This window comes from Halomonas sp. LC1 (assembly GCF_030247125.1).
Lineage (GTDB): Bacteria > Pseudomonadota > Gammaproteobacteria > Pseudomonadales > Halomonadaceae > Vreelandella.
In genome coordinates, this window is record NZ_JASSPG010000001.1 from 548,248 (window position 1) to 574,692 (window position 26,445).

Sequence of the window (26,445 nt, forward strand, 5' to 3'; positions counted from 1 at the left end):
TAGCGGCAGACGTGCTGTCTAACTAGCCGCTTAGCCCAGGTACTTGATCATCACACCGGCAGCCACTGCCGAACCGATGACCCCAGCAACGTTCGGCCCCATGGCGTGCATCAGTAGGAAGTTATGCGGGTTCGCTTCCAGACCCACCTTATTCGCCACACGCGCCGCCATCGGCACGGCAGACACACCCGCCGCGCCAATCAGCGGGTTGATGGGCATTTTGCTGACTAGGTTCATCAGCTTGGCCATCAAGACACCGGCAGCGGTGCCGATACCGAACGCCACGATCCCCAGGCCCAGAATCCCTAAGGTTTCGAACGCCAAAAAGCTCTCCGCCATCAGCTTAGACCCTACCGACAGACCCAGAATGATCGTGACGATATTGATCAGCGCATTTTGCGCGGTATCGGAGAGGCGCTCCACTACCCCACACTCACGCATCAGGTTGCCGAAGCAGAACATGCCCAGCAGCGGTGCCGCGTCCGGCAGAAACAGCGCGACAGCAATCAACAGCATCAGTGGGAAGACCACTTTTTCGAGCTTAGAGACCGGACGCAGCTGCGTCATGGTGATCTTGCGCTCTTTTTCGGTGGTCAGCAGGCGCATGATCGGCGGTTGGATCAACGGCACCAGTGCCATGTAGGCATAGGCCGCGACGGCAATCGCCCCTAGCAACTCAGGCGCCAGCACGCTGGAAACGTAGATCGACGTCGGACCATCCGCCCCGCCGATGATACCAATCGCCGCCGCCTGATTGAGCGAGAAATCCATGATGCCCATGGACGTGAGCAGCACGGCGCCGAACAGCGTAGCGAAAATGCCGAACTGTGCCGCCGCGCCCAGAAACAGCGTGCGCGGGTTGGCCAGCAGCGGGCCGAAATCGGTCATTGCCCCTACGCCCATGAAGATCAGTAGCGGCGCAATGCCCGAGCCAATGGCGACCTTGTAGAAGTTATAGAGCATGCCATCGCTGTAGCCGACGCTCACCGCCACGTCTTTGGCAGCGCGCAGCTGATCCGGCGCGGCCGAGTCGTGGGCAATGGCCTTGAGGGTCTCGCGCCAACCCTCGACACCGGCCAGCGGGTCCAGCGTCGCGCCCAGCGCCGCCGCCATTTGCTCAAGCACGGCGGGCTTGGCCACTTCAATGGCTTGATCCAACGCCGAAATCGCCAAACCGGCCTCGGGAATGTTGGCCAAAATACCGCCAAACCCAATCGGCACCAGCAGCAGAGGCTCGAACTTCTTGTAGATCGCCAAGTAGAGTAGCCCAAGCCCCACCAGGATCATGACCGCTTGGCCAAGCTCCAGGTTATAGAGCCCGGAGCCTTCCCATAGAGTGATTAATTTATCCATTCCGAAAAGCCCTTAAAGCTCGATCAGCGCATCGCCAACGGCCACGCTATCGCCTTCGCTGACGTTGACTTTCGACACCGTACCGGCGCTGCTGGCACGCACTTCGGTTTCCATCTTCATGGCTTCCAGAATGATCACGACATCGCCTTCGGCCACTTGGTCGCCTGGCCGCACGTTCACTTTGAAGATGTTACCCGCCAGCGGCGCATCGATGCTGACACCGCTGGGTGCCGGGGCGTCGGCTTCGGGCTGGGCGTCGGACTGCTCTTGGATGTTGCCAATCTCGCCCCCCTCCGACACCTCGACCACGTACGCCTTGCCGTTGAGCTTCACGGTATAGGTTTCCGGGCCAGCACCAGCGCTTGGTGCGGCGACAGGGACTGTTTCTGCTTTGGCCGGCGCAGCCGTGCGAGGTGCTTCCGGCGCAGGCTCGAAAGCGTCTTTATTGTCGCGATTCTTGAGGAATTTCAAACCAATCTGCGGGAACAGGGCATAGGTCAATACGTCATCCACTTCCCGCTCGCCGTCGGCAAGGCGAATGCCATCGGCGCTGGCTTTCTCTTTCAGCTCGGCGGCGAGTTTGTCCATCTCAGGTGAGAGGTTGTCTGCCGGGCGGCAGGTAATTGGCTCGCCGCCTTCCAGCACACGCTTTTGCAATTCGGCATTGAAGGGTGCTGGGGCAGAGCCGTATTCACCTTTCAGCAGCGCCTGTACCTCTTTAGAGATCGACTTGTAGCGCTCGCCCATCATGACGTTCATGACCGCTTGGGTACCCACGATTTGTGACGTGGGGGTAACCAGCGGAATGAAACCGAGATCTTCGCGGACGCGGGGGATTTCACTCAGCACGTCATCCAGCTTGTCGCCAGCGCCCTGCTCTTTTAGCTGGCTCTCCATGTTGGTGAGCATTCCGCCGGGAACCTGGGCCACCAGAATGCGTGAATCGATACCGCGCAGCGAACCTTCGAAGGCGGCGTATTTTTTACGCACCTCGCGGAAGTAGCCAGCGATATCTTCCAGCAACTCTAGGTCCAAGCCAGTGTCGCGGTCGGTATCTTTTAGCATGGCGACCACCGATTCCGTCGGGCTGTGGCCGTAGGTCATCGACATGGAGGAGATGGCGGTGTCGACGTTATCGACTCCTGCTTCGACCGCTTTCAAAATGGTCGAGGTCGATAAGCCTGTGGTCGCATGGCAGTGCAGGTGAACCGGAATGGAGAGCTCTTTTTTCAGACGCGTGACTAGATCATACGCCGTGTACGGCGTGAGTAGCCCCGCCATATCCTTGATAGCCAGAGAATCTGCGCCCATTGCAGCAATGGTTTTGGCAAGATCTACCCAGCTATCCAGGGTATGTACCGGACTCACCGTGTAGGAAATGGTGCCCTGTGCATGGCCACCGACTTGGCGAACCGCTTTGATGGCGCGCTCCAGGTTGCGCGGGTCGTTCATAGCGTCAAACACGCGGAACACGTCAACGCCGTTGGTTTTAGCGCGCTCGACGAATTTATCAACTACGTCATCGGCATAGTGGCGGTAACCCAGCAGGTTTTGGCCGCGCAGCAGCATTGCCTGAGGTGTGTTCGGCATCGCCTCTTTAAGGGCACGAATACGCTCCCACGGGTCCTCTCCTAAATAACGGATACACGCATCGAAAGTGGCACCGCCCCAGGTTTCCAGAGACCAGTAGCCGACTTTATCCAGCTTTTCGGCGATGGGCAGCATGTCATCCAAGCGTAGGCGCGTAGCAAACAGCGATTGGTGCGCATCGCGCAGGACAACATCAGTGATTCCCAGAGGACGTTTTGTTTCATTCATGGTCGTGGCTCACAGTTTAGCGTTATGGATTTGTAGTAAATTTAACAAAAAAATAGCCATCAGAGCGAAATAAGCACACAAAAGCGTGCGTCTTACGGACGGCGGGACGAGCGGTAACGATGCACTGCAGCACTGATCACTGCGACGACTTCGTCGTTTTGGCCCTGACTGGCGGGAGTTTTTCCACTTTTTCGGCCCACTGGCGCAGCCACAGGGGCAGGCTGAAAGCGGTCAATCAGCTTTGACATTAGCGTGACGCTAATGACCAAAATAGTAAGAAAAACAAAAACAAAGCCCATACCAAGACCCATTAGAGCGAGCCCCTCTTGGAGCAACTCCGACCCCTGCATAGCGTGCTCTCCTTATTTTATAGGATTATTGGCACACCAAACGCCTCCAACGGCGCTTGGCGCAATAAGGGTAATACACTAACCTGCCACATCCAGAATAGAATGCAATCGCGCCATAGTGGAAGCCATGGTTGTTAATTTACTACATAAAGGCAAGATCGGTCTCGCACCGATGGAAGGCGTCATCGATGCGCTCACCCGTGACCTGCTCACTCGGCAGGCCGGTTTTGACTGGTCGGTAACGGAATTCGTCCGCGTCGTCGACACGCGCCTCCCCCCACGTGTGTTTTATAAACACTGCCCCGAATTACAGCAGTGCCCCGTCGCCACGCCCAGCGGCGTGCCGGTGCATCTGCAGCTACTGGGCTCCGACCCTCAGGCCTTGGCCGAGAATGCGCGCCAAGCGCTGGCGCTGGGCGCGATCAGTATCGATCTCAATTTTGGCTGCCCTGCCAAGCTCGTCAACCGCCACGACGGCGGCGCCTCACTGCTGCGCCAGCCCGACCGCGTGTATCGCGCCGTGAAAGCGGTCGCGGACGCGCTAGACGGTGACATCCCGGTGACGGCGAAGATTCGACTGGGGTTTGCCAATCGTCGCTTGGCAGTGGCGTGTGCGCAGGCCACTGAGGCGGGCGGCGCGGCGCGCCTGGTCGTCCATGGGCGAACGCGAGACGAAGGGTATCGTCCGCCGGCGCACTGGGAGTGGATCGGCAAAGTGCGCCACCACGTGTCTATCCCCGTGGTGGCCAACGGCGACATTTGGACCCTGGAAGATTACTGGAAGGCCCGCACGCTCTCAGGCTGTCGCGATGTGATGCTTGGGCGAAGTGCGTTGGCAGACCCTTGGCTCGCCCCTCGCATTCGCCACTGGCAGCAAACCGGCGAACGCTTGGCGGACACCACGTGGGAAATGCGCGCCAGCGTACTGCAAGAGTACGCCGCCCTACAGCGCCAACATCTTCCTGACCGCGTGGTCGTATCTCTGGTAAAGCAGTGGCTTGCCCAGATGCGCCAGGGCAACGCCGAAGCCAACCTGCATTTTCAGCGCCTAAAGCGCTTGACCGACCTGGACACACTTTTGGGTAGTCTTATCCCTAGCGCAAGCGCACTTAACGCCTGCGAACCCGCCTAAGGCTGTCGAGCACGCCCCTTCCTGCCCCCAGCCGATTTAAAGCGCCTCTCCAGGCGCTTTTTTAGGCGCATCACTGGCTTTCGCTACCCGGCACTCTCCCTTGGCGCGTTACGGGCCAAAAAAAAGCGCCCTTCCGCAAAGATGCGGGGGCGCTTTACACGATCGCAAGACTACCGCGCGAGCCACGATAGTCAGGCTAGAAAACAGAAAACCCGCTCTCCTATGAGAGCGGGTTTTAGAATCTGGCGCGCCCGGGAGGATTCGAACCTCCGACCACCTGATTCGTAGTCAGGTACTCTATCCAGCTGAGCTACGGGCGCTTTTCAGTCATTGCCTAATTCCTCAAGCAATGAAATCAGTGTAACATCAAGCACTTAGCTTTGCAAATTGGCGCGCCCGGGAGGATTCGAACCTCCGACCACCTGATTCGTAGTCAGGTACTCTATCCAGCTGAGCTACGGGCGCGTATCAAATTACGATGCTACATCATGCAGTTGGCGGAGAGAGAGGGATTCGAACCCTCGATAGGGCTATAAACCCTATACTCCCTTAGCAGGGGAGCGCCTTCAGCCACTCGGCCACCTCTCCTCAACGGCACGGCGCGAATATTACCGATTTTGATGGCTGGTGTCCAGCCTTATTCCGATTTTTTTCGCGCCGGCCTAAAATCACCGCTTAAACGCCCTTTAATGAGCGTAACACGGACAGCCATTTATTCTGATTCGCTTTCACTATTACGTTCACGCTGAATGCGCTGATAGATCTCTTCACGGTGAACCGCGACATCTTTTGGTGCGTTCACACCAATGCGCACTTGATTACCTTTCACACCTAATACTGTGACGGTAATTTCATCACCGATCATCAGCGTTTCGCCAACGCGGCGGGTTAGGATGAGCATGGCTGATCTCCTTCTCAGACGTTTTATACAACGGGATGTGTCCGCCAGCGGCGTCACCATGCCATTATGCGGCATGGTGACGCCTGCCACCAAAGGCTTTGGCCCCTATGACACCTTACCCTCCCGTTGAAAGAAAGCTCACCACCACACGGCAGCGAGTAACTTCAGCGTAGAAGGTTTAGGCCACAATTGTTATTCAGATTCGATATCGGACTTATCGAGACCAAACGCTTTGTGTAAGGCGTTAACTGCAAGCTCCATATGCTTTTCGTCAATTACGACAGAAATTTTAATTTCTGAAGTAGAGACCATACGGATATTAACGTTTTCATCGGCCAATACGCGGAACATTTTAGAGGCAACACCCGCATGAGAGCGCATGCCAACGCCGACCAGCGACACTTTGGCAATGTTGTCATCGCCGCGCAGCTCACCGCCGCCCAGGTCAGGAATAACGGTCTCTTCTAGCAGCTTTTTGGTGGCTTTATAGTCACCTTTTGCCACGGTGAAGGTGAAGTCGGTGTAATCGCCAGCTGGTGCAACGTTCTGGACGATCATATCTACTTCAATATTCGCGTCGGCAATCGGCCCCAAAATACGTGAAGCCACACCAGGTACATCCGGCGTATTCAGCAGGGTGAGTTTGGCTTCGTTCTTGGTAAACGCGATACCGGAGATTAGCGGTTCTTCCATAGAATCCTCGTCTTGGTCTGAATCTGCAACAATCAGGGTGCCAGGGCCGTCTTCAAAGCTAGACAGTACCCGCAGCGGCACGTTGTATTTACCGGCGAATTCAACAGCGCGAATTTGCAGCACTTTGGAGCCCAAACTAGCGAGTTCGAGCATTTCTTCTACGGTGATGCTTTCAAGGCGCTGCGCTTTGGAACATACACGGGGGTCCGTGGTGTAAACACCGTCTACGTCGGTATAGATTTGGCACTCATCAGCCCCCAAGGCGGCAGCAAGCGCCACGCCGGTGGTATCAGAGCCGCCACGCCCCAGCGTGGTGATATTGCCGTCTTCGTCTACGCCTTGGAAACCAGCGACCACCACGACCTTCCCTGCATCCAGGTCAGATTTGAGATCGTCAGTTTCAATACGCTGAATACGCGCCTTGGTGTAGGCGCTGTCGGTATGAATCCCTACCTGGGCACCCGTGTGCGAGGTCGCCGACACGCCAATTTGCTGTAGCGCCATGGCCAGTAGGGAAATGGTCACCTGCTCCCCTGTTGAGAGCAACATATCCATTTCACGCGGGGCGGGATCCTCGTTCAGAGCATGGGCCATTTCGGTCAGGCGGTTGGTCTCGCCACTCATCGCGGAGACAACAACCACTACCTGATGGCCCTGGTCGCGAAAGCCTTTAACTTTTTCCGCCACGGCCTTGATACGGTCGACAGAGCCCACCGAAGTGCCGCCGAACTTCTGTACGTATAGTGCCATATGCCGTTTTTCCTTTACGTTCGGGAATGGAAGGTGAATATTGTTATTGCTAATTTCCTAACTAGCAAAAAGGCCGGTAGCAAATAATGCCACCGGCCTCTCTATTTAGCGAAGTGTGTTTTCCAACCAAGCCGGGACACTGTTCAACGCATCCGGCAGCGCATCGGGCTGACTGCCGCCTGCTTGAGCCATATCAGGGCGCCCACCCCCTTTGCCACCCACTTGGGAGGCCACATGATTAACCAGCTCACCCGCTTTAACACGGCCAGTTAAATCAGAAGTGACCCCAGCAATCAGGCTGACTTTACCAGCGGCCTTGTCAGCAGTGGCTAGCATAATCACGCCAGAGCCTAGCTTGTTTTTCAGCTGATCCAATACGCCGCGCAGATCTTTACCAGACACGCCATCCAACTCAGTTACCAGCAGCTTCACGCCGCCCACTTCCTGCACTTGGCTGAGCATATCGCTACCCGCCGCGCTCGCCAGCTTCGCTTTGAGCTGCTCGAGCTCTTTTTCCAGGCTGCGGTTGCGCTCCACCAGCGATTCGACACGCGCTTCCACTTGCTCTGGCTTGGTTTTTAAGCGTTCGCTAATCCGCTGAACGCGGGCTTCTTGCTCACGGAAATACGCCAGTGCGTTTTCGCCGGTAATCGCTTCAATACGACGCACACCCGAGGCAATACCTACTTCGCTGACCACGTGGCAGCAGCCAATGTCGCCACTGCGCTTGACGTGGGTACCGCCGCAAAGCTCGATGGAGAAGTCATCGGCACCGATGGTCAATACGCGCACGTTATCAGCGTATTTGGCTTCGAACAGTGCTGCCGCGCCTTTGGCCTTGGCATCGGCGAGGCTCATCTGCTCGATTTTGGTCGGCGCGTTGGCCAAGATTTGCTCGTTGACGATGCGCTCGACCTCAGCAAGCTGCTCTGCGGTCATCGGTTCGAAGTGACTAAAGTCAAAACGCAGACGCTCTGCGTTGACCAACGAGCCCTTCTGCTGAACGTGATCGCCCAGCACCATACGCAGTGCTTTGTGCAGCAGGTGGGTCGCGGAGTGGTTACGTATGGTCGCGCTGCGCAGGCTGGCGTCCACTTCACCGCGTACGTTGGCGCCGACACTCAGACTCCCTTCGACCATTACCCCCTGGTGAAGGTGGTGGCCACTCTGTTTCTGGGTATCGTTCACCTGAAAACGACCGCCATCGACGTGCAAGTAGCCCGTGTCGCCCACCTGGCCGCCGGACTCGCCGTAGAATGGCGTGCGGTCCAGCACCACGGTGCCCTTCTGGCCCGCTTCCAAGGCCGCCAGCGCGTTACCTTCGCTGTCCACTATGGCGGTCACGGTGGCTTGGTCTTCCAGCCGCTCGTAGCCGGTAAACTGGGTTTCGCCGTCCAGTTCGATAGAGGCCGTGTAATCCGCGCCAAACTGGCTGGCGGCACGAGCGCGTTCGCGTTGAGCTTCGAGTTCACGCTGGAAACCGGCTTCATCCAGTGTCACTTCACGTTCTCGGCACACGTCAGCAGTCAAATCGAACGGGAAGCCGTAGGTGTCGTAGAGTTTGAACACGGTTTCGCCGGGCAGCACATCACCTTGCAGCTCTTCGAGCGCCGTGTTCAGCAAGCCCATACCGTGATCCAGCGTCCGCGCAAACTGCTCTTCCTCTTTCAGCAGTACGCGGGCGATCTGCTCGCTGGCCTCGCGCAGCTCGGGGTAGGCATCACCCATTTCGGCATCCAGCGCACTCACCAGCTTGTGGAAGAACGGCTCGGCCGCGCCCAGCTTGTGGCCGTGGCGAATGGCACGACGAATAATCCGGCGCAGCACGTAGCCGCGGCCTTCATTGGAGGGCAGTACGCCGTCGGCAATCAAGAAAGCGCAGGAGCGAATGTGGTCAGCAATGACGCGTAGCGAGGGCGCGGTGGTATCGCTATGTCCCGTGGCGTCTGCTGCCGCCTTGAGCAAATTCTGGAACAGATCGATTTCGTAGTTGGAGTGCACACCCTGCATGACAGCCGCCACACGCTCCAGCCCCATGCCGGTATCGATAGAGGGCTTCGGCAGTGGATTGAGGGTGCCTTGGGCATCGCGCTCGAACTGCATGAAGACGAGGTTCCAGATCTCGATGTAGCGGTCGCCATCCTCTTCAGGGCTTCCGGGTGGGCCACCCCACACTTCCGGGCCGTGATCGAAAAAGATCTCAGAACTGGGGCCGCAAGGGCCGGTGTCGCCCATTTGCCAGAAGTTGTCCTCGTCCAGCTTGGAGAAACGCTCGGGGTCGATACCGATCTCATCTTTCCAGATGCGCTCGGCTTCGTCGTCGCTGATATGTACGGTGACCCAGAGTTTCTCTTTGGGTAACCCCAGGGTTTCGGTCAAAAATGTCCAGGCAAAGCGGATGGCGTCACGCTTGAAATAGTCGCCAAAGCTGAAGTTGCCCAGCATTTCGAAGAAGGTGTGGTGGCGTGCAGTGTAACCTACGTTGTCCAAGTCATTATGTTTGCCGCCGGCACGCACACAGCGCTGAGCAGAGGTGGCACGCACGTAGGGGCGACGGTCACGACCCAAAAACACATCTTTGAAAGGCACCATGCCCGCATTAGTGAACAGCAGCGTCGGGTCGTTGCCCGGCACCAGCGAGCTAGACGGAACAGCCGTGTGGCCGTGCTCTTCAAAAAACGTTAAAAAGGCCTGTCTGATCTCTGCGCTTTTCATAGGGTATCCGTAACAAGAAAGCGTGATGCCCCAGGGCGCTGTCGCCGCCACCCGCTGGGGTCGCAAAGGGACCATTATAACGCAGTTGTCAAACGACTAAAGCCGCAGTTAGTGGCAAAACCAAAACAGACGGCCTAAACAGAGAAGAAATAAACAGGAAGAAAGCCGCTGTAAGCTAGGGCAGTAACAGCCCTGAGCGGGGTTATAGACAGCCCTGAGCTGGGCTACAAACAGGAAAGCGCATAGCGAATTTGTTCAAAATCAAACCCACGCGCTGCTAAAAAACGCTCGCGCTTGGCACGCTCTTTGGGGGAATCACCCGGAGTGGAAAAACGCCTTTCCAGCGTTTCTCGAGCAAGCTCAAACCAGTCTACCGCTTCACGCTCTTCTACTGCTGCCAACGCGGCGGCCTGAGTTTCCTGGTCAACCCCGCGTTGGCGAAGCTCGCCTTTAATGCGAATTAGGCCCTGCCCTCTGGAAATACGCGAGCGTATAAAGCTCTCGGCAAAGCGTGCATCGGACTGCAGCGACTGCTCGGCCAGGGCGTCTAGGCAAGCAGAGATTTCATCGGCATCAAAAGTTTTTTGCTGTAACTTACGCGCCAGCTCGGCGCGAGAATACTCGCGCCGAGCCAGTAGTTGAATCGCTACTTCACGTGCAGAAGCATCCACATTAGAGGAAAACATCGAGTTTCCCTCTTAGCACATGCAATGGAGGTAGCGGCTTAAAGCAGATCATCATCGCTATCTGTAGCCACATCAGCGGCAGGCGCTTCTTCCTTCTTCGGCTCCGCCTTGGCCAGTAGCTGATCACGAATCTGAGTTTCGATCTCGTTCATGATTTCAGGATGCTCTTCCAGGTACTGCGCCGCATTGGCTTTACCCTGGCCGATCTTGTTGCCTTTATAGCTGTACCAAGCGCCTGCTTTGTCCACTAGGCTGCACTGCACGCCAAGATCAATAACCTCACCCGCGTGGTAGATACCTTTGCCGTAAAGGATCTGGAACTCAGCTTGCCGGAACGGCGGTGCCACCTTGTTTTTGACGACTTTCACGCGGGTTTCGTTACCGGTGACTTCGTCGCCCGACTTCACCGAACCGGTGCGGCGAATATCCAAGCGCACGCTGGAGTAGAACTTCAGCGCGTTACCGCCGGTCGTGGTCTCGGGGCTACCGAACATCACGCCAATCTTCATACGAATCTGGTTGATGAAGATCACCAAGCAGTTGGCGTTTTTGATGTTACCGGTGATTTTACGCAGCGCCTGGGACATCAAGCGCGCCTGCAGGCCCACGTGGGAGTCGCCCATTTCGCCTTCGATTTCCGCACGCGGAGTCAGCGCAGCCACGGAGTCGATGATAATCACATCCACGCCGCCCGAGCGGACCAGCATATCGGTGATTTCCAGCGCTTGTTCACCGGTGTCCGGCTGGGAAACCAGCAGGTCGTCCAGGTTGACGCCCAGCTTCTCAGCGTAGCTGGGGTCGAGCGCGTGCTCGGCATCAACGAAGGCACACACTTTGCCCTGCTTTTGCGCTTGGGCAATGACCGAAAGCGTCAGGGTAGTTTTACCCGATGACTCTGGGCCAAAGATAAATGAGGACATGAACGAATCGCCGATTTCGGTACAGGATTCTTGTCAGTCTCGCCCCTCTCCACCTTTTTTTCAAATTTCCGCCAACCTCAGGATTGTCGAAACTCAAAAAACGAACCAAAGTGTCTTTTATAATTTCGTGCATGCAGAAAAGTATTTTTCATGACTTTAATTCATCACGATGATAGGATGTACAAAAGTCAAAACTTACGGACACTTTTATGAAAATCGGGTACGCACGGGTATCGACAACTGATCAAGATTTATCGAGTCAGGTTGAAAGCCTTGAAGCCGCTGGCTGCGAGAGAATTTGGGAAGCGAAGCTTTCCGGAGTCTCCGATGAACATGAGTCCAAGTTGGGCGAGGCAATCAACTTTGTACGAGATGGCGATGTCTTGCTTGTGACACGACTAGACCGGCTTGGGAGGTCGTTAGCGAAGATCCTCAAGGTCATCGAAACAATCCACGAGAAGGGGGCAACGATCAAAACATTGGATGGAACTCTCGACACTTCTAATACCAGCCCCCTCGCAAAAGCAATGATCAATTTGTGCGGTACGTTTGCCCAGCTCGAACGGGATCTCATCCTTGATCGGACCAGCGAGGGCCGAGAACGAGCCAAGGCGAAAGGCACTCACATGGGTCGTCCGCCTGCTCTTAGCGAGAAAGAAATCAAGGATATTTACCGAAGGTTAGACAACGGAGAATCGATTGCCTCAATAGCCAGGCGCTACAAAGTGTCTCGACCCACGATCACCAGATACCGCGACAAAAGAACCAAGGACCAGATATGAGTCAGAAGAAAGCAGCTGAAAACATCGACCTCTTTGAAGGTTGGATAGCAAGGCAAACTAACGCTGATTTCAAAAATCTTGTGCGTCGTGGGCAACTCAATCGCCAGGAAGTTGCTCAGCAGGTCGGTTTTGCAAAGAGCGTTCTCCGACAAAATCCAGCTGTTAAGGCCCGTTTAGAACGACTCGAAGATGACCTTCGACCCATCGGAATTCTGCCCGAAAAAAAAGAGCAGCGATTTCAGGAAGAAAAAGAAAATAAACCTAAAAAATATGACGTTGAGGCCGGCCAACGCTCCAACGACAAGAGACGATTGCAAGAGCTAGAGGCTCAGTGCCTTGAGCTGAAAGCAAAGCTCAAGCGATATGAAGAACTATCGGAAGTGTTAACCGAGATGGGGATTGGGCTTTGACGGAAGCGATGAAAAGAAAGGCTTTAACACGGATCACCAAAGTTCGTTTCACAAATAACGAACGCACAATATTCGGCGGTATACTGCTCAAAGATGCAATCAATCTAAAGTCTGCCAAGGTTATTGTGCAGGTCGATATTCCAACCCAATCGTTACCTGTAGAGGCTGCGGTGGGACAAGTGTGGGAGATATCTGGCCCATGCGACGAAGAGATTATCGAAAACAATGGCTATAAGATCCGGCAAGCAGTCTGGCGCAACCCCATTTCTTGTGAATTGAAGATGCCAGCCACCTATGAAAGCTTGATTCAGTTTTTGGCTTTTGACCCAGATTTCAGAGGCATTGGCAGTGTCAAAGCACGCAAACTCGTTCAAGCGATGGGAAATGATATCGTCCGGCTTGCCACAATTGGTGACCGAGAAGCCTTCAGAAACCATCTGACCGATGACTCTATCGACGCCTTGATCGAGGGCTTTCAAAAGTACAAAAACCTTCGACACGCACAATTTTTAAGCAACCACGGCATTCCACTGTCAGTTCAACGTAGGCTTTTCAAAGCACACGGTGAAAGTGCTGTCGATCAAATAAAGTGTAACCCGTACTCTCTGCTGACTTTCGGCCTGACTTTCGAACAAACAGAGAAGATCGCAACGAGCCAGTTTGGACTTAGTAAAAATGACGACAGACGCTTTGCAGCTGCAACAGAGCAAGCTTTGATCAAGCACTGCGGACGCGGACATACTTGTGCAACGTCCTCCGACTTAAAACGGCGTGTCGGAAAGATACTTTCTACTTCAAATGATGGCGTGATCGCCCATGCCCTGGAATCAGGAAAGAATGCAAAGTTTATCACTTATGATTCGAAGAGTGGTCGATACCACTCGACTGCACTCCTCATAATGGAGCGCGTTGTAGCTAAGCGTTTGCGCAAAATTGGATCAGCGAAATCAGACTTATCAGATAAAGAGCATGACCTTATTACAGAATCAGCGATGGCCCTACCCTTTCCTATCACTGAGCGGCAGTCAGACGCAGTGGAAATGTCTCTATCGCATGGACTGAGCTGTGTTATCGGTGGTGCAGGCACCGGCAAAACGACAGTTCTCAGAACAACTATCGAATGCTATCGCGCATTGGACTACAACATATATGCGATGGCTCTGTCTGGTCGAGCCGCGACGCGCCTACGAGAGAGCATTGGCATTAAAACCATGACAATTGCACGGTTCCTTCGCAATGTTGAAGTTGACGATAAGCCGACTTTACTCGTCATCGATGAGGCGTCAATGCTCGATCTCCCGACGCTTTACCAGATCATTATTAAAACGACAGCATCGATCAGATTGCTTCTGGTCGGAGACCCTGATCAATTACCACCGATTGGTGCTGGGCTGCCGCTTCGAGACATTATCAGCTCCCGAGCCTGCCCTGTCGTTGAATTGGATATTGTTCAGCGTCAAGACGAAAAAACGGGCATACCCGCTTACTCACTGACTATACGCAACGGAGAACTACCGCCTGAGATGACCGTCGGGAGGATACACTTTCATGAAGTCTCCAGCCGCGAAGAGATCATAGAAGCCTGTACTGAACTTTTGGCTCACTCACCGCGTGACAGCAAAGTTGTTGCTCCAACGAAGGAACTCACCAAACTCATAAATGAGTCGTGCCAAGCAGCCGTAAATCCAGACGGCACCCAACTGAAGCCTGAGATTTGGGGTGACTTTTGGGGTACAGAATTTCGGGTTGGTGATCCAATCATGTGCCTGAAGAATGACTATGAGAACGACCTACAGAATGGAAGCTTGGGCAGGCTATTGTCCGCAGATCAGGAAGCTGAAGACCATCTGGGTATACTCAAGATGGACGACAAAACAGAAGCTCTGATTCTTACAAAGGCATTGCTAGATAACATTCGACTTGGCTATGCGATGACACTACATAAAACCCAAGGGTCCCAAGTTCCAAAAGTGATTATCGCCTTGGACAATTCACCCCTTATCGACCGATCTTGGATCTACACGGCCATCACACGCGCTGAGCAAGAGGTGCACATAATTGGCTCACGGTCAGTTATGAAGTCTGCTGTCGTAAGAGAGAGCGCTCATCACAGTCGAATGTCATACCTGGTAGAACTCCTCACTGAGCAGAGCGCACACGCTCAACCAAAATCAGAGAAGGCCGAATGCGCCGGATAGTTATTGCGATCACTGAGAATACGCGTCACATCACATGCTCTCAGTGATCTTTTCCTTACGCTCCTCTAAGCTACCAATCAATTCCTTAAGCGCATCGATTTCGCTACCTATCGTCTGCAAATACGCGGAACCCTCGGTCGAGACTCTCGCCAGTGACACGTAGTATTTAAAGGTTGTTCCGGAGTCATTGTGACCTGCGAAGCCAGCCAACGCCCGTTCAATGCTGTCTTCATCTATCTTTTTACGATCTCCACTCGCTTTTACAAGTAGCCGCTCTTCCTGGTATTTCAGACAGGCAAATCGGTAAATCGCATATCTGCGTAGGTCGTGAGGGGTGATGCTCGAACTACAGCGGCTCACCATTTTTGACAAGTTACCTGCTGTCATTGCCGTGCCATTTTCAGTCACGAACACAGCATCTGGATCGCTTTTGGTTTGATCTACAATGTCTTGACGCTCTTCGTGAATGTATTGATTGGTCGCGTTAATTAGCTCTGCTGTCACCGATATCGTGCGGTGCGAGCCGTTTTTCGTACCAAGAGTGATTCCTACTTCGACACGCTTTTTGTAACTGCCCTTCTGAGACCCAGGAACGCAGCCCTTTGACAGCCTAACCACCTCTAGCCGCCTCAGACCGCCCTCACTGGCCCAGCGAAGCATCAGCTCATTCCGACGTTGATGAATCATGATCGCATCGTCAGCATCTTTTCGACGTATGCTTTCGGTTCGCTCACGAACCCGCGCCATCAAGTCACCAACCTGTTGCTTTGTAATTAGCTTAGGGCTTCCTTTTCTGGGAACTTTCAGCAAAAAAGGTATGACATAGCGAGAGTCGCTTTTCGAGTTTGGCCTGGGAGCTTTCACATCAATTTGATACAGCTGGTCAGGCTTGTAGAAATCTCTCCATCCGACAATCGTCGGCCTGAAAAAACCTCTCTCCTGAGCCCACCAATAAAACTGTATTACCGCCTGCAATTTGGCATTGACTGTCCCAGGCGCAAGGCTCTCACCTTCTGCGTCGCGGAACTTAATGATGTCATCGTGGACAGCTTCTTCCGCCGTAATACCTCGCTCTTCAAGAAACGACAGCCATGAAACAAGACGGCCGGCTAGATCAGATACGTAACTTGGCTTGTTTTCATCAGTGAGGTTAATGAGCCAATGCGTCGGCACCCGCATTAAAGCGCCATTATGAGCAATGACGACTGGATGTTTATGTTCAGTCCTTACAATCCTAGCCATCGCTTCAATCTCCACCTTCCTTTAATCGCGCCACCTTCGCCTTGTCGCGATGTTGCGCTTGCGCAACTCCCAATCTTCTGCGGAATTCTTCGTTTTCTTTCATCAAGTCCCAAACATCCGTAGCAAGTCGCCTCAATGTTGCTTCAAGTTCTGTATTTTCGCGCTTAAGCTGCTCGACCTCTGTCTCTTTCGCTGGGTCGAACTTCGCAATTGCCTTATATACCTGGATTGCATCCTTCAGAGCTTGGTCAAGCCTTGGCCTGAACTCGCCGTCCTTTTTGATCAGCCTGTTGGTTTTATGAATTCCGGCAAAATCCGTGAACCAGTTAAGAGAGAACGCTCCTCTGCGAGGCAACTCGAACCTGGCTTGCTTCGTTTCACAATACTCTTCGATGACCTCAATCTTGCTGATAATCTGGCCCCTCGCATCCAGTTTGGACTCTGAGGGAGCGCTTTTTTTTGGAGTCTCATACTCTTTTGTCATCAGTCTTCTCCAAAAACTTCTTCATGATAGCGCTGTGCGCGGCATCAATAATGATTTCAGGGTCTTGTGGATGACTGAATGAGCAGAGGTTTGGGCAGCCCTGACAACTGCCCTGAACCGCTGATGAGCGCTGCACTGCTTCATTCTCCAAACAAGCAGAACGTTCTTTGTATGCGGGGGATTCTCCAAAGCAAAGACCATCAGGAATGTGATTGATAACGATGCCGACCTCATTGACGCGCTTTATAAGCCTGCTTGAGCGCCGTTCGTCTTCGACCTCTAATTCGGACAGTAGTTTGCTGAAATCCTCTTGTAAGGCGCTTGAAAGGCCTTCAGGATGCAAAGCGAGGTCCGCGATTTTCTCTGCGCGAACTTCATCAAATGCCAAGCGCCAATCAGGGGCGGTCAAATACTGCTGGGTCATCTGGAATCCGCTGTGACGGAGGTAATGCGACAGAGTGGGCAAATCCCCCGCGTCCCACCGGAAGAAAAAGGTCATCGCGAAGAAACGTCGAAATTGGTGCTCACTCCAGACCCAGTTATTTTCTTCATCGGTATCCATGACAAGATCTGCGAATTCATTGAACTGACCATCTTGCCAGTAATTGACCTCTTCTCCTTTGAAAGTTGGCATCCGCAAGAGCGACTGATCATCCTCTGATCGGATTGATTCAGTGAGCCTCTCTAGGATGTGGACTGCCTTTTGAACCAACTTGATGGTCGGAAACACTTGATAATTTTGGAGAGCTTTAGCGCTGTATAGCTTTATCCAGTGGCCATTTTTCGAATCAAAGCAACATCCGGCTTGCAAGGACTCGATTTCGACTTGTCGTCGTGCGGTAAAGCAATAGATTACGGCAAGGCATGCGGTCGGCAGATACCGATGCAATACCTTGTTAAGGCTATATCCTTCATTCGGCAACCAGCCTCGGTTTAGAAGACGCGAAACCGACGCTTTCGACACGCCAAGTTCGTCAGCGATATCCTGATACTTAAGACCCTCACTGCGGAGACGCTTCATCTCTTCAACTTGCTCTGGACTGATAGTTCGTCGTTGCGAGAAAGTTTCTTCACTCGGCTCAGAGGCCCACGTGGAAATTTCATAGGGCGCTCCAGGCTGGTTCTCCAGCTCTTTCAATGGGTTATCTCGAAACCACCACGCCATTCTCCCTGACGCATACGTCCACCGACTTTCCTCGGAACCACCGCGATTATTTCCCTCCAAGAACGTCCGATGTTGCTCTATTGCCCTGTCTCTGTAGTCCAACAAAGGATCAGAATAACCAACTACCCAGCGGATCGCCCGATCCATGAATTCGAAAAACACGGGTTGAGGAATGTTTCGGGTCCGACCACCGCTCATACCCCATTTCTTGGCAAGCTTGTTCGGATTAAAGTCTGATAGCATGACGGATGGACGGTGCTTCTCTGGAAGGGTTTTCCCAAAAATTTCGATAATTCGGAGAAATTTTCTTACCGCAGTTAGATCTTTTCGAATGGTATCTTTTTTAGGCTTTTCTGGTTCTTTGTCGCACTCCTGATTTAAATACTTTTTCTGCTGCTTCTTGATATAAAAGTCGTGTTTCTCCCTAAATTTAGCCAAAGCTACGGGGAAGGCATCACTCAGCAATCGACTACCAACGCCTAGGTCCTCGGCAATGAGCGAGACATTCAGATCGGGTTTAGTCTGACTGCGCTTAATACATAAACGCGACAAATCCGTCACCGAATCTAAATACTCAGGCAGTCTTTCCCGAAGATTCAGTCGATGCACCAACGGATTCCTATATTCTTCTAGCAGTTGTTCTTTCACAGCATCGTTAATGCTGCTCAGCGACTGGATATCAAACTTGAACCTGAGCAGTCGCAGGAAATTCCAAATGTTAGCTGAGTTCTTAATGAGGCTCTGGGAATTCACTCTTCCGATGTGCTTGGCCTGACTCGTTCCCATCACTGAAAGAGCAAACTTCACAGTTTCAAGCAAATCCGGATCATCGGACAGCAAAACATTCGGCGCGATAGGCACGGTAAAAGCGATGGAATTTCCGGATTTGGGGGCATCTTTGATCTTCCATGCCAAGTGTCGATATTCCGTTCCTGGTGCTAAAAATGAAGGCTTGTAGCTCTCCAGGCCTGTAAGCTCTTGATCTTCAGTGCCCTGAAAATGCGATTGATATTGAGATAAATCGATAACCGCTCCCATCAGACAACCTCCTCCGTCACGTCAAAGGTGGGTATGATTTGTTCATACGGATTCGGTCGACTCCTTACTTCCTCCTGAGCATTCCTCAATAAAGTCGAGTGCTGTGGCGCACTGGAGAGCCTTTCGAGCATCATGTTCGTGTAGAGAAACCAGAGCGCCCACGGTTCAAATTCATCTTCAGACAAGCCCTTCTGGGCTCTATCGATGACGGCGTGCCATTGAAGCAAGGAAATAATATTTGATTGGGATAGAACAAAAATATCTCTCCGTTGCTCACAACTCACGCATTTATCGACTCTATCGCAAACGACTCCTTCGACCGTGCCCGGCTGAACGCCAGCTTTGGGATCTGAGCATTGAATACCACCAAAGTGATTTTCCAGGATCACCTTTTTGCGCTCATCATAAGCCTCTTTATCAATACCAATTTTGTCAGCATAGTCCTCAATATCGATCGTTAACAGTGCTTCAAACCAATCCAAAAACTCACGAATTTTTGATGTACGACGCAGCATCTCAGGTATGTGCGACACGTATTTTCTGGCCATGTCATAAGTTTTGTGACGGCCTTTTTTCCCAACCGCCGTCGCATCACCTGTGAGCAGTCCTTCAAGCAGCAAGACAGATCCGCGAATGGCTTTTAGCGGACTTGACCACTTGCCGCTACTAGCCGAATGACAGATCTCACGAAACTTTGAATTCAAAGTGGCAGGATTAATCTTCGTTGGTCTGCGGAAACCCTCCTCATTGTTTGCGCGCGTGTTGTTTTTATAGTCTCCCATGAACAGAGCGTTTTGATCCTCTTCTCGCGCCAAGGCAAGCATAGGCTCAGTTATCTGAAGCACGTGTCTGAAGACATCCACGACAGACAGGGAACCTGTTGTTACAGGACCAACATCCGTCCGACTGGAGACAATCTCGGACTCAGGCTCTTCACCTGATCGATACTTATACCAAGAGAGAACATAAACTTGGGCATCTTCTTCATATTGCAGAGCGTCACGATGCAAATTGGAAATACTGTCTGGGTTACCTGCAACTTCGATGGTGATGAACGCATGAGCCGCTGCCAATACCAAAGAATCGTTGCCGAGATACCTCCGCACATCGTGATGTGACAGTCCATTCTCCCTGATCTTTGACAAAAACTGAGGGTAGTAGAGGTCAGTGAGGCCACCTCTCCTCTCTCTAGGCCAGAGATGGTCGTAGTATTTAATGGCGTAGGCGACCAGGACTGGAAGTGGATCTGCTGACAGCAACCGTAGATATTCGTTACCAGCAGTCTTCGCCCCTATTTCTTTCGACGTCCGAAAGAGTTCATGCAAATCCTTGGCTTTACGAATAATTTCTGGATCGGAAGCCCAAATAGATGCTTGAGCAACTTTATTCATATGGTCGACAATGATTTCAGCAGAAGTGCACTTAACAAGTTCGATGCGTCTCGCAAGAACTGTTGCTGCTGATGAAAATAGATCAATCTCTTCGCTCTGATTGCTCTCTTTCGCTTCAAGCATAATATTGGAAACGAGAGTCCTGATGCCCTCCCTCTCTTGGTCATCAAGCTCTACGGCATCTTCAACAAAGTCGAGTCCGTTCCCGACGAGGGCCTCTACATCAATCGATTTATCAATCGTAACGTCTAAGAAGGTACTGCCCTGACCAATTTCATGCTCCACTTTCCATCCATGTAATCGTAAGCCTAGAGGTACCAAACCTTTGTTTTCGGCTATTTCGAGAAAGCGATTGGCACCCCAAACCGCGTTACCCCGGCTAGAGTTCCCGATATCCTGCTTCTTTAAGGACTCACGATAATCCGCGATTACGGAATACCAGTGGACCGATACGTCGAGGGGTGGCGTGCTTTTCCAGTTGTGATTGAGAAGCCATTGCTTCAGTGACTTAGCGCCACCTGATTGCGAAATGAAATTCAAGAAATTTTGGATTTGATACCACGCTGTTTTCTCAGTGGCGGGTCTTGAACCCGCGTACTCACTGGCGTAGCCTGCTGCAAGCTCAGTCAGGAAATGTTCCCCGAAGTACTCCACCCATTGTGAGAAATCTCGGACTGTGTGTTTCGTTATCTCTACAAACAATATCGATCACCTTTATTGTAGTAAGGAGCTTAAGGGCTTGGACTGGATAAAGTGCCCATAACGGTTGAGCACGGTCCAAAATCCCTAAGCTTTGCGACCTGCTGGAAAGCGGACACTTCTCCGGAGGTTTCTATATTGAAACCGGAATTGAGAGGGAGAACAAATCAGCAGCTTCCACACTCAATTCCGAATACCCAAGTATAATACTCGTCAAAGCAGCAGGGTTAAAAACATGTGGCTTGCTCCTCTTCAGGCTTGGATCCTGAATTCATAGAATAAGCGCAGCACTTTGGATCACAAGGTAGACGTTTTGAGCCTTAACGCTAGGTGTATTAGCCCCCAAAAGACAAGGCTATATTAACGATAGAAGATACTGGCGGTAGTATTGAGAGAAACTTAGGGTTATCAATGAGGAGTCCGTAACCTGTAACTCGCTCTTACCCTTTTGCTCAATAGGAGACGGAGAGTTATCTTTATTTTCTGCTTCGTCGGCTTTGCTGCCATCGGCGTGTCGTGCATGTGGCCCGGAACCGCGCTCATTAACTTTCTTGGACTGCAGCGTTGATTGATCTTCCGGCAGGTCATTCGCTATTCTTTGTGAATACTGGCGCAACGTAGGCTCCGCGATGACATAGAGCCACGCCTCTCTATCTTCAGTCCCAACCCTTCTCAAAATACGGCCAAGTACCTGCCTGTAGTGAAGCTCGGTGCGAATGCGACTGAGGTAGCAGCACACAGAAAGACGCTGAATATCAGTGCCTTCAGAAATCATGCTCACCGCTACAATCCAGCAGGTGTTGTCATGCCGAAACCGGTCAATTAGTTGCTGAGCCCGAGGTGTTTTACTAGTGACTACGACATAGCTTTGATGCTTAGCATTCAGTATTCCAGCAATTTGGTGGGCATGCTCAATATCCGTCGCCACCACAAGCCCCCCAGCTTGAGGGGTCTTATGCCGGGTTTCACTCAGCTGCAGAATACCTATATCCAGCACAGCATTGAGGATGTCGTCATGGCGCAACAGGTCTTCATAGCTAACGGGTGACTCACTGAGTAGTTGAGAGAAGCATGAAAACCCTCGAACAGACTCGGTGTTTTCTTTTTCCTCGACGAGCCTAATTAGAGGGTTATCGATCAGCGTAATCCGTGGGGCTCTGCACACGCCCTCGTTTACAGCACTTTGTAGGTCATAACGATAGTCACAGATCAGCTGCCCTTCTGGATCAGAGTAACGTGCCAACGCGATAGGAAGGTCATCAGAACGCCAAGGGGTTCCAGACAAGCCGAGGGTATAAGTTGCTTGATCCTGGATATTCCGAATAATCTGCTGCCCCCATGTGTTACTAAGGAGAGGATCATGGCCTGCGCAGTGATGAATTTCGTCGAAGATAGCTAATACGCGAAATTTTTTAAAAATATCCCAAAATTCTCCCTGCTGGTATTCCATGGACTGGTAAGTATAAGCGGCTCCTGCGGATGCAATGACGTTTCCAAAACGCTGGTCTAAAACAGCAGAAAACGTGCGCCGCATGCCAGCAACCACTTCCCGCGTAGGGGCAAAGCAGATAACGAAGTCGATAAGATGTTCTTCAAGTAACCACTTGGCCAATTCGGCAGCAAGACGGGTTTTCCCGCTGCCTGGGGTTGCCTGAACGAAATAATCACGGTGGCTCTGATAGTGTGCTTTGGCCTTGTCTAAACAGTCCGCTTGCCACTTTCGCAACACAATCATGAGCCACTGAGGCGGCCTATGGCCTTTTCTAAAGCGCTGACATGGCCTAAAAGACGTGAGCTACGCTCGTGGGCACTGCGGTAGTCAATTGAAAGGCTATTATTAAGCTCTGGATGTTCCTTCATAAGCTGCTGGAAGGCCTCCACTTCACCTAAAGATTCCAAAAACCGGCTTTGCGCCTCATTTAACTTTTTTTCCAATACCGTGTAGCTATCGGTAGTCGCCTTTACTGCTTGCCTGTTCTCTTCGCTATTTGACTGGCTCGCACCCTTGATGACTGGCTCATTCGGTGTTTTAGGGTGTGTGCGCTGAAGCCACTCAGCAAAGTCATCTTCAGGATTGCCAAGATCAGCTTCCAGCAGCGCAGCTCCTACATGGTAAAGCTGACCACGTTTACGTCTCTCGCTGTCCTTCTCAACAAAATGAGCCTTAACCAGCTTTTTGATTCGTTCATAAATGAAGCGTCGCAGTGGTGCTTTGTGTACAGGATTAACGCTGTATAGCTCCAGATACTGATCCCGAAGGCTTTGAACACAGAATGTGGAGTTTTCTGGCTTCAGCAAGAGCTGAATGATTCGCCTATCTATGCTCGGGAGGTTACGGGACATGGGCATGGGCATCAAAGAAGTGAAAAATACGGATTATAAGCCGTGGCTTGATAGGCCGCAACGCTCGATAGTCCTGCCTCATGACCAATGAGGCAGATATGGAAAAGCTGGCAGTCGCTATCGGACAAAACATTAGGGAAAAGCGCCGAGCGAATGGCCTCTCTCAGGATCGCTTTGCATTATTAGCAGGCATTGACCGTAGCTATATGGGAAGGATAGAGCGTGGAGAAGTGGGCATCACCATTGAGAAACTGTATAGAATCGCTGCGGCCTTGCATTGCGAGCCGACAACTCTTCTCCCTAGAATGTCTTCCGTCAGCTTACCAGCTCCTCAAAAATCAAATAGAGACGGACGTAGCCAAGGGCGATAGCCTTTTCGAGATTAGAGTTGATTCAGTAGCAGCGTTTTGCATGAATTAGGTCACTCCTAGCCAGTACGTGCCAAACGTACGCTTCGCTTCCCAGCACCATTTCCTGCCCCACTGCACTACGGTCTCGCTCATAACGAAACCTCGTCCCAGCAGATGTGAATAACCGGAAGGTCATGGATGGACTGCGAAGCATGCTTCAACATGCAGCTAAGAAGGGATTTTTCAGGCTGGAAGCCACACGCTTGCTGCCTGCGCGATGGCGGCTCCGTCGCTCTTTATTTATGCAGGCTCATCTCCCGCCCTTGACGACGCCTCATACAAAGACTTTATGCAGGTTCGTCTCCCACCCTTGGCGCCTAAGACTAAGGCTTTATGCAGACTCGTCTCCCGCCCTTGACGCCTCATAAAAAGACTTTATACAGGCTCATCTCCCACCCTTGGCACCTAAGACTAAGACTTTATGCAGGTGCATCTCCCGCCCCGTGTTCAAAAGAACCCGGGGGTTCTCTTTCCATGCTGCTTGAAAAAAAGGGGGTAAATATAGAGCCTGCAGTAAGCTTTTCCTCTACTTGACCAGCTAAAAGCATTTCTTTACGACTTGGATAGTGACGCAGCAAGCGTCGTGCTTCTTGCCGCTTCTCGTCACAAATGGATTTATCCTTGCTCAGTTCAATGAGAAAGGCTTCAGTCTGAATAATTGCACGTGTCCGCTCATTAGGTAACGTCATTGGGATTCTCTCATTGCTTCTAACACCATTCGATTAGGGTGTATCGCACGTACCGACAGATCTCTTCGCTTAGAGCTGGGCTCTAACCTGGATTTCTCACAGGGTATAAAAGAAAGCGGCTGAAAGTGCTATGATTTCAAGAACCTAACCAATCCATCAAGCACCAACAGCCGCTTCCAAAATGGTACCTGAAAAGCTGACCTTCTCGCCACTCTCACGCCGCCAAATTGAGGCCGACTTCTCCGGGGGCCACATTACGTCGGACGCCGGATTACTCCTGCTTCGTGAAGTCGATAAACAGCATCGCCTGACACGCCGCTTGGCCGCCGTGCTTCATGATCCCCGCGCACCAGAACAGGTTCGTCATAAGCTCGACACTCTGGTTCGTCAGCGGGTGTTCGGTGTCGCCGCTGGCTATGAAGATTTCAACGACCATGAGGCCCTGCGCTATGATCAGGCCCTTCAGACAGCGCTCGGTGAAGAGGATACGCTGGCAGGCAAGTCGACGCTGTGCCGGGTGGAGCAGAACGCCGATCGGCAAGCAATAGTGAAGGCCCATGAGTTGCTGTGGCATCACTTCATTGAACAGCATGACGAACCACCAAAGGAGATCGTGCTGGACTTTGATGGCACCGACATCCCCGTGCATGGCGAGCAACCCGGCAAGTTCTTTAACCGTTATTACGATCACCACTGCTACTTCCCGCTGTATGTCTTCTGTGGGCGCCACTTACTGGTGAGCTATCTGCGCACCAGTGACCGCAGCGACAGCCGCCATAGCTGGGCGATCCTCGCCTTACTGGTACGCTTTATCCGTCAATACTGGCCCGATACGCGCATCGTGTTACGAGGTGATAGCCACTTTTGTCGTCCCCGGATGCTGAACTGGTGTGATCGGCATCACGTCGACTACATCGTGGGAATCGCCAAGAACAGCCGGCTGCTCAAGGAAGTGGATGTGCCCATGATGCTGGTACGCAAGACCCAATGGCAGGTGGGAGGGAAAGTGGCAGAGACGTTTCGCTTTCCGTATCAAGCACACTCCTGGAAATACCCACGCTGGGTGGTGGCCCGTCTGGAAGAAGGCGAGCTGGGCTCTAATCCCCGGTTTATCATCAGTTCCCGTTACGATGACGGCTTCAAGCTTTACTACGAGCAGTACTGTGCCCGGGGTGACATGGAGAACCGGATCAAGGATCAACAACTGAGCCTGTTTGCTGACCGGACCTCCAGCACGCACTGGTGGGCCAATCAGTGGCGGCTGATCTTGTCGGGCTTTGCCTATACGCTGTTCGAGCGCTTACGCACTTACCTGAAGAAGACGCCCTTCGCGCGCATGAGTCCGAGCAACCTGAGGCTCAAGCTCATCAAAGTAGGCGCGGTCATCATCCGCAATACGCGTCGAATCCGCGTACTCATGAGTGACAGCTACCCCTATAAAACGGCGCTATCCGATCTCGTCAGGCGGTTGGTGCCGAACTGACTGCTCGGGCGCCCCCGGCCCGACGCAATGGGGGGAAGGGGGAAGTGTTGGTTAAAAAGTAGCCGATGTAAGTCGAGCCAGTAGGTGTTTAGCGGTGTTACAGCCTGAGTGCGGTACTGGCTGAGGTACTATGAGAAATCCAGGTTAGAACGGCGTGCAGACAGCAGGCGAGCTTTTATCACCCTACTAAAGGGTCATAAATGGCTCATCTTCCTGGCCTGTAAACGTGTACACATTGTAAGGGCTTTCTTGTGGCCCCGGCATACCCGGTGTGCCAATGGGCATACCCGCCAAACCGATACCGTCAATATCGGGTTGTTCCTCAAACAGCGCCTGCACGGCTTCCATTGGAACGTGGCCTTCGATCCAATACTCGCCCATCTCAATGGTATGGCATGAACCCAGGCCATAGGGCACGCCTGCCTGCTGCTTAATATCACCCAGCTCTACATCGTCAATAATCGTCACTTCTACGCCGAACTCTTCAAGATGGCGTGCATAAGCGTCACAGCAGCCGCACTGGGGGTTTTTATACAATGTTGCCTCTGGCGGTAACGCCGCCTGGGCGGAGACCGCCCCAAGCAGCATGGAACCAGAGAGTAAAAGCTTGGTGCTCATATGTTGCATTATTTTCAACTCCTTAGCGTGAACGACTGAAGAGGTACTTGGCCAGCGAAGCGATCGCCAAGCCAATTAATAACAGCATGGCCAGGGGCATCAACCAGCCTAGCCACCCCATTGACCCCATAAAAGCAAAACATTCCGCGTTCATCATGCCATCACTCCTAAAAAA

The 26,445-nt window shown here is 52.5% G+C and carries 22 protein-coding genes, 3 tRNA genes and 1 pseudogene; 6 read left to right on the plus strand and 20 right to left on the minus strand.

Translation table 11 applies throughout. The annotated features are described in order from the left end of the window. Positions 1 to 30 precede the first annotated feature (30 nt). The 3 genes from QIT27_RS02575 to QIT27_RS02585 form a co-directional block, all read right to left on the minus strand. Positions 31 to 1,353, minus strand: a complete 1,323-nt coding sequence (locus QIT27_RS02575) for a sodium ion-translocating decarboxylase subunit beta (protein ID WP_159341254.1) — start codon at positions 1,351 to 1,353, stop codon at positions 31 to 33. Between the two features lie 12 nt (positions 1,354 to 1,365). Then, positions 1,366 to 3,171 (minus strand): sodium-extruding oxaloacetate decarboxylase subunit alpha, encoded by a 1,806-nt coding sequence (gene oadA, locus QIT27_RS02580; protein WP_285262808.1) that lies wholly within the window; start codon positions 3,169 to 3,171, stop codon positions 1,366 to 1,368. A gap of 92 nt (positions 3,172 to 3,263) precedes the next feature. Beyond that, on the minus strand, positions 3,264 to 3,521 hold the full coding sequence (locus QIT27_RS02585; RefSeq protein WP_285262809.1) for an OadG family protein: 258 nt from the start codon (positions 3,519 to 3,521) through the stop codon (positions 3,264 to 3,266). A gap of 127 nt (positions 3,522 to 3,648) precedes the next feature. Here QIT27_RS02585 and QIT27_RS02590 point away from each other — a divergent pair, with 127 nt between their 5' ends. Beyond that, positions 3,649 to 4,653 carry a tRNA dihydrouridine synthase gene (locus QIT27_RS02590; RefSeq protein ID WP_502875173.1) on the plus strand — a complete coding sequence of 335 codons (1,005 nt, stop codon included), beginning with the start codon at positions 3,649 to 3,651 and terminating at the stop codon, positions 4,651 to 4,653. A 243-nt stretch (positions 4,654 to 4,896) separates the two neighbouring features. Here the strand turns inward: QIT27_RS02590 and QIT27_RS02595 are convergent. The 8 genes and pseudogenes from QIT27_RS02595 to recA all read right to left on the minus strand — a co-directional run. Then, positions 4,897 to 4,973: transfer RNA gene (locus QIT27_RS02595), tRNA-Arg, on the minus strand. Positions 4,974 to 5,041: 68 nt separating this feature from the next. Next, positions 5,042 to 5,118 (minus strand) — tRNA-Arg (locus QIT27_RS02600). A gap of 30 nt (positions 5,119 to 5,148) precedes the next feature. Then, positions 5,149 to 5,241, minus strand: a tRNA-Ser gene (locus QIT27_RS02605). A 124-nt stretch (positions 5,242 to 5,365) separates the two neighbouring features. Further along, the gene (gene csrA / locus QIT27_RS02610) at positions 5,366 to 5,554 is read right to left on the minus strand and encodes a carbon storage regulator CsrA (RefSeq protein WP_009722197.1); all 189 of its coding nucleotides are present in this window, start codon (positions 5,552 to 5,554) and stop codon (positions 5,366 to 5,368) included. Between the two features lie 192 nt (positions 5,555 to 5,746). Further along, positions 5,747 to 6,997 (minus strand): aspartate kinase, encoded by a 1,251-nt coding sequence (locus tag QIT27_RS02615; RefSeq protein ID WP_044630003.1) that lies wholly within the window; start codon positions 6,995 to 6,997, stop codon positions 5,747 to 5,749. A 105-nt stretch (positions 6,998 to 7,102) separates the two neighbouring features. After that, positions 7,103 to 9,712: an alanine--tRNA ligase gene (gene alaS / locus QIT27_RS02620; RefSeq protein ID WP_230834674.1), complete on the minus strand. Its 2,610-nt coding sequence runs from the start codon at positions 9,710 to 9,712 to the stop codon at positions 7,103 to 7,105. Between the two features lie 224 nt (positions 9,713 to 9,936). Then, positions 9,937 to 10,398, minus strand: a complete 462-nt coding sequence (locus tag QIT27_RS02625) for a regulatory protein RecX (RefSeq protein ID WP_044630005.1) — start codon at positions 10,396 to 10,398, stop codon at positions 9,937 to 9,939. A 38-nt stretch (positions 10,399 to 10,436) separates the two neighbouring features. After that, positions 10,437 to 11,306, minus strand: a pseudogene (gene recA / locus QIT27_RS02630) (recombinase RecA); the annotation flags it as partial. A 221-nt stretch (positions 11,307 to 11,527) separates the two neighbouring features. Here recA and QIT27_RS02635 point away from each other — a divergent pair. From QIT27_RS02635 to QIT27_RS02645, 3 genes are read left to right on the plus strand one after another with little or no spacing between them, the layout of a single operon-like run. Further along, positions 11,528 to 12,100 carry a recombinase family protein gene (locus QIT27_RS02635; RefSeq protein ID WP_044630006.1) on the plus strand — a complete coding sequence of 191 codons (573 nt, stop codon included), beginning with the start codon at positions 11,528 to 11,530 and terminating at the stop codon, positions 12,098 to 12,100. Further along, positions 12,097 to 12,510, plus strand: coding sequence for a VPA1267 family protein (locus tag QIT27_RS02640; protein ID WP_044630007.1), 414 nt, complete (start codon positions 12,097 to 12,099; stop codon positions 12,508 to 12,510). The genes QIT27_RS02635 and QIT27_RS02640 overlap by 4 nt, the downstream gene beginning before the upstream one ends. Then, positions 12,507 to 14,708 (plus strand): AAA family ATPase, encoded by a 2,202-nt coding sequence (locus QIT27_RS02645; RefSeq protein WP_285262810.1) that lies wholly within the window; start codon positions 12,507 to 12,509, stop codon positions 14,706 to 14,708. Before QIT27_RS02640 ends, QIT27_RS02645 begins: the two co-directional genes overlap by 4 nt. 30 nt (positions 14,709 to 14,738) lie before the next feature. Here QIT27_RS02645 and QIT27_RS02650 read toward each other — a convergent pair whose 3' ends face one another. From QIT27_RS02650 to QIT27_RS02675, 6 genes are all read right to left on the minus strand, one after another. Beyond that, positions 14,739 to 15,950, minus strand: coding sequence for a tyrosine-type recombinase/integrase (locus QIT27_RS02650; protein ID WP_285262811.1), 1,212 nt, complete (start codon positions 15,948 to 15,950; stop codon positions 14,739 to 14,741). 4 nt (positions 15,951 to 15,954) lie between these two features. After that, positions 15,955 to 16,434: a hypothetical protein gene (locus QIT27_RS02655; RefSeq protein ID WP_285262812.1), complete on the minus strand. Its 480-nt coding sequence runs from the start codon at positions 16,432 to 16,434 to the stop codon at positions 15,955 to 15,957. Further along, positions 16,418 to 18,637, minus strand: coding sequence for a helix-turn-helix domain-containing protein (locus tag QIT27_RS02660; protein ID WP_285262813.1), 2,220 nt, complete (start codon positions 18,635 to 18,637; stop codon positions 16,418 to 16,420). Before QIT27_RS02660 ends, QIT27_RS02655 begins: the two co-directional genes overlap by 17 nt. Further along, entirely contained in the window at positions 18,637 to 20,730 is a 2,094-nt protein-coding gene (locus QIT27_RS02665) for a hypothetical protein (RefSeq protein WP_285262814.1), read from the minus strand. The genes QIT27_RS02660 and QIT27_RS02665 overlap by 1 nt, the downstream gene beginning before the upstream one ends. Positions 20,731 to 21,082: 352 nt before the next feature. Further along, the gene (locus QIT27_RS02670; RefSeq protein WP_285262815.1) at positions 21,083 to 22,462 is read right to left on the minus strand and encodes a DEAD/DEAH box helicase; all 1,380 of its coding nucleotides are present in this window, start codon (positions 22,460 to 22,462) and stop codon (positions 21,083 to 21,085) included. Continuing rightward, the gene (locus QIT27_RS02675) at positions 22,459 to 23,070 is read right to left on the minus strand and encodes a VspR family transcription factor (protein ID WP_285262816.1); all 612 of its coding nucleotides are present in this window, start codon (positions 23,068 to 23,070) and stop codon (positions 22,459 to 22,461) included. Before QIT27_RS02675 ends, QIT27_RS02670 begins: the two co-directional genes overlap by 4 nt. Positions 23,071 to 23,168: 98 nt before the next feature. Here QIT27_RS02675 and QIT27_RS02680 point away from each other — a divergent pair, with 98 nt between their 5' ends. Further along, entirely contained in the window at positions 23,169 to 23,441 is a 273-nt protein-coding gene (locus tag QIT27_RS02680; RefSeq protein ID WP_058578391.1) for a helix-turn-helix domain-containing protein, read from the plus strand. Positions 23,442 to 23,899: 458 nt separating this feature from the next. Here the strand turns inward: QIT27_RS02680 and QIT27_RS02685 are convergent, their stop codons facing one another. After that, complete coding sequence (locus tag QIT27_RS02685; RefSeq protein WP_044630845.1) at positions 23,900 to 24,169, minus strand: BPSL0761 family protein; 270 nt, start codon at positions 24,167 to 24,169, stop codon at positions 23,900 to 23,902. Between the two features lie 181 nt (positions 24,170 to 24,350). On the opposite strand from QIT27_RS02685, the gene QIT27_RS02690 reads away from it, so the two are divergent. Next, positions 24,351 to 25,652, plus strand: coding sequence for an IS1380 family transposase (locus QIT27_RS02690; protein ID WP_285262817.1), 1,302 nt, complete (start codon positions 24,351 to 24,353; stop codon positions 25,650 to 25,652). Positions 25,653 to 25,838: 186 nt separating this feature from the next. Here QIT27_RS02690 and QIT27_RS02695 read toward each other — a convergent pair whose 3' ends face one another. Together QIT27_RS02695 and QIT27_RS02700 are read right to left on the minus strand one after the other, a co-directional pair. Further along, complete coding sequence (locus tag QIT27_RS02695) at positions 25,839 to 26,279, minus strand: DUF411 domain-containing protein (RefSeq protein ID WP_285262818.1); 441 nt, start codon at positions 26,277 to 26,279, stop codon at positions 25,839 to 25,841. Positions 26,280 to 26,292: 13 nt separating this feature from the next. Beyond that, positions 26,293 to 26,427 (minus strand): hypothetical protein, encoded by a 135-nt coding sequence (locus QIT27_RS02700; RefSeq protein ID WP_008957443.1) that lies wholly within the window; start codon positions 26,425 to 26,427, stop codon positions 26,293 to 26,295. Positions 26,428 to 26,445 lie beyond the last annotated feature (18 nt).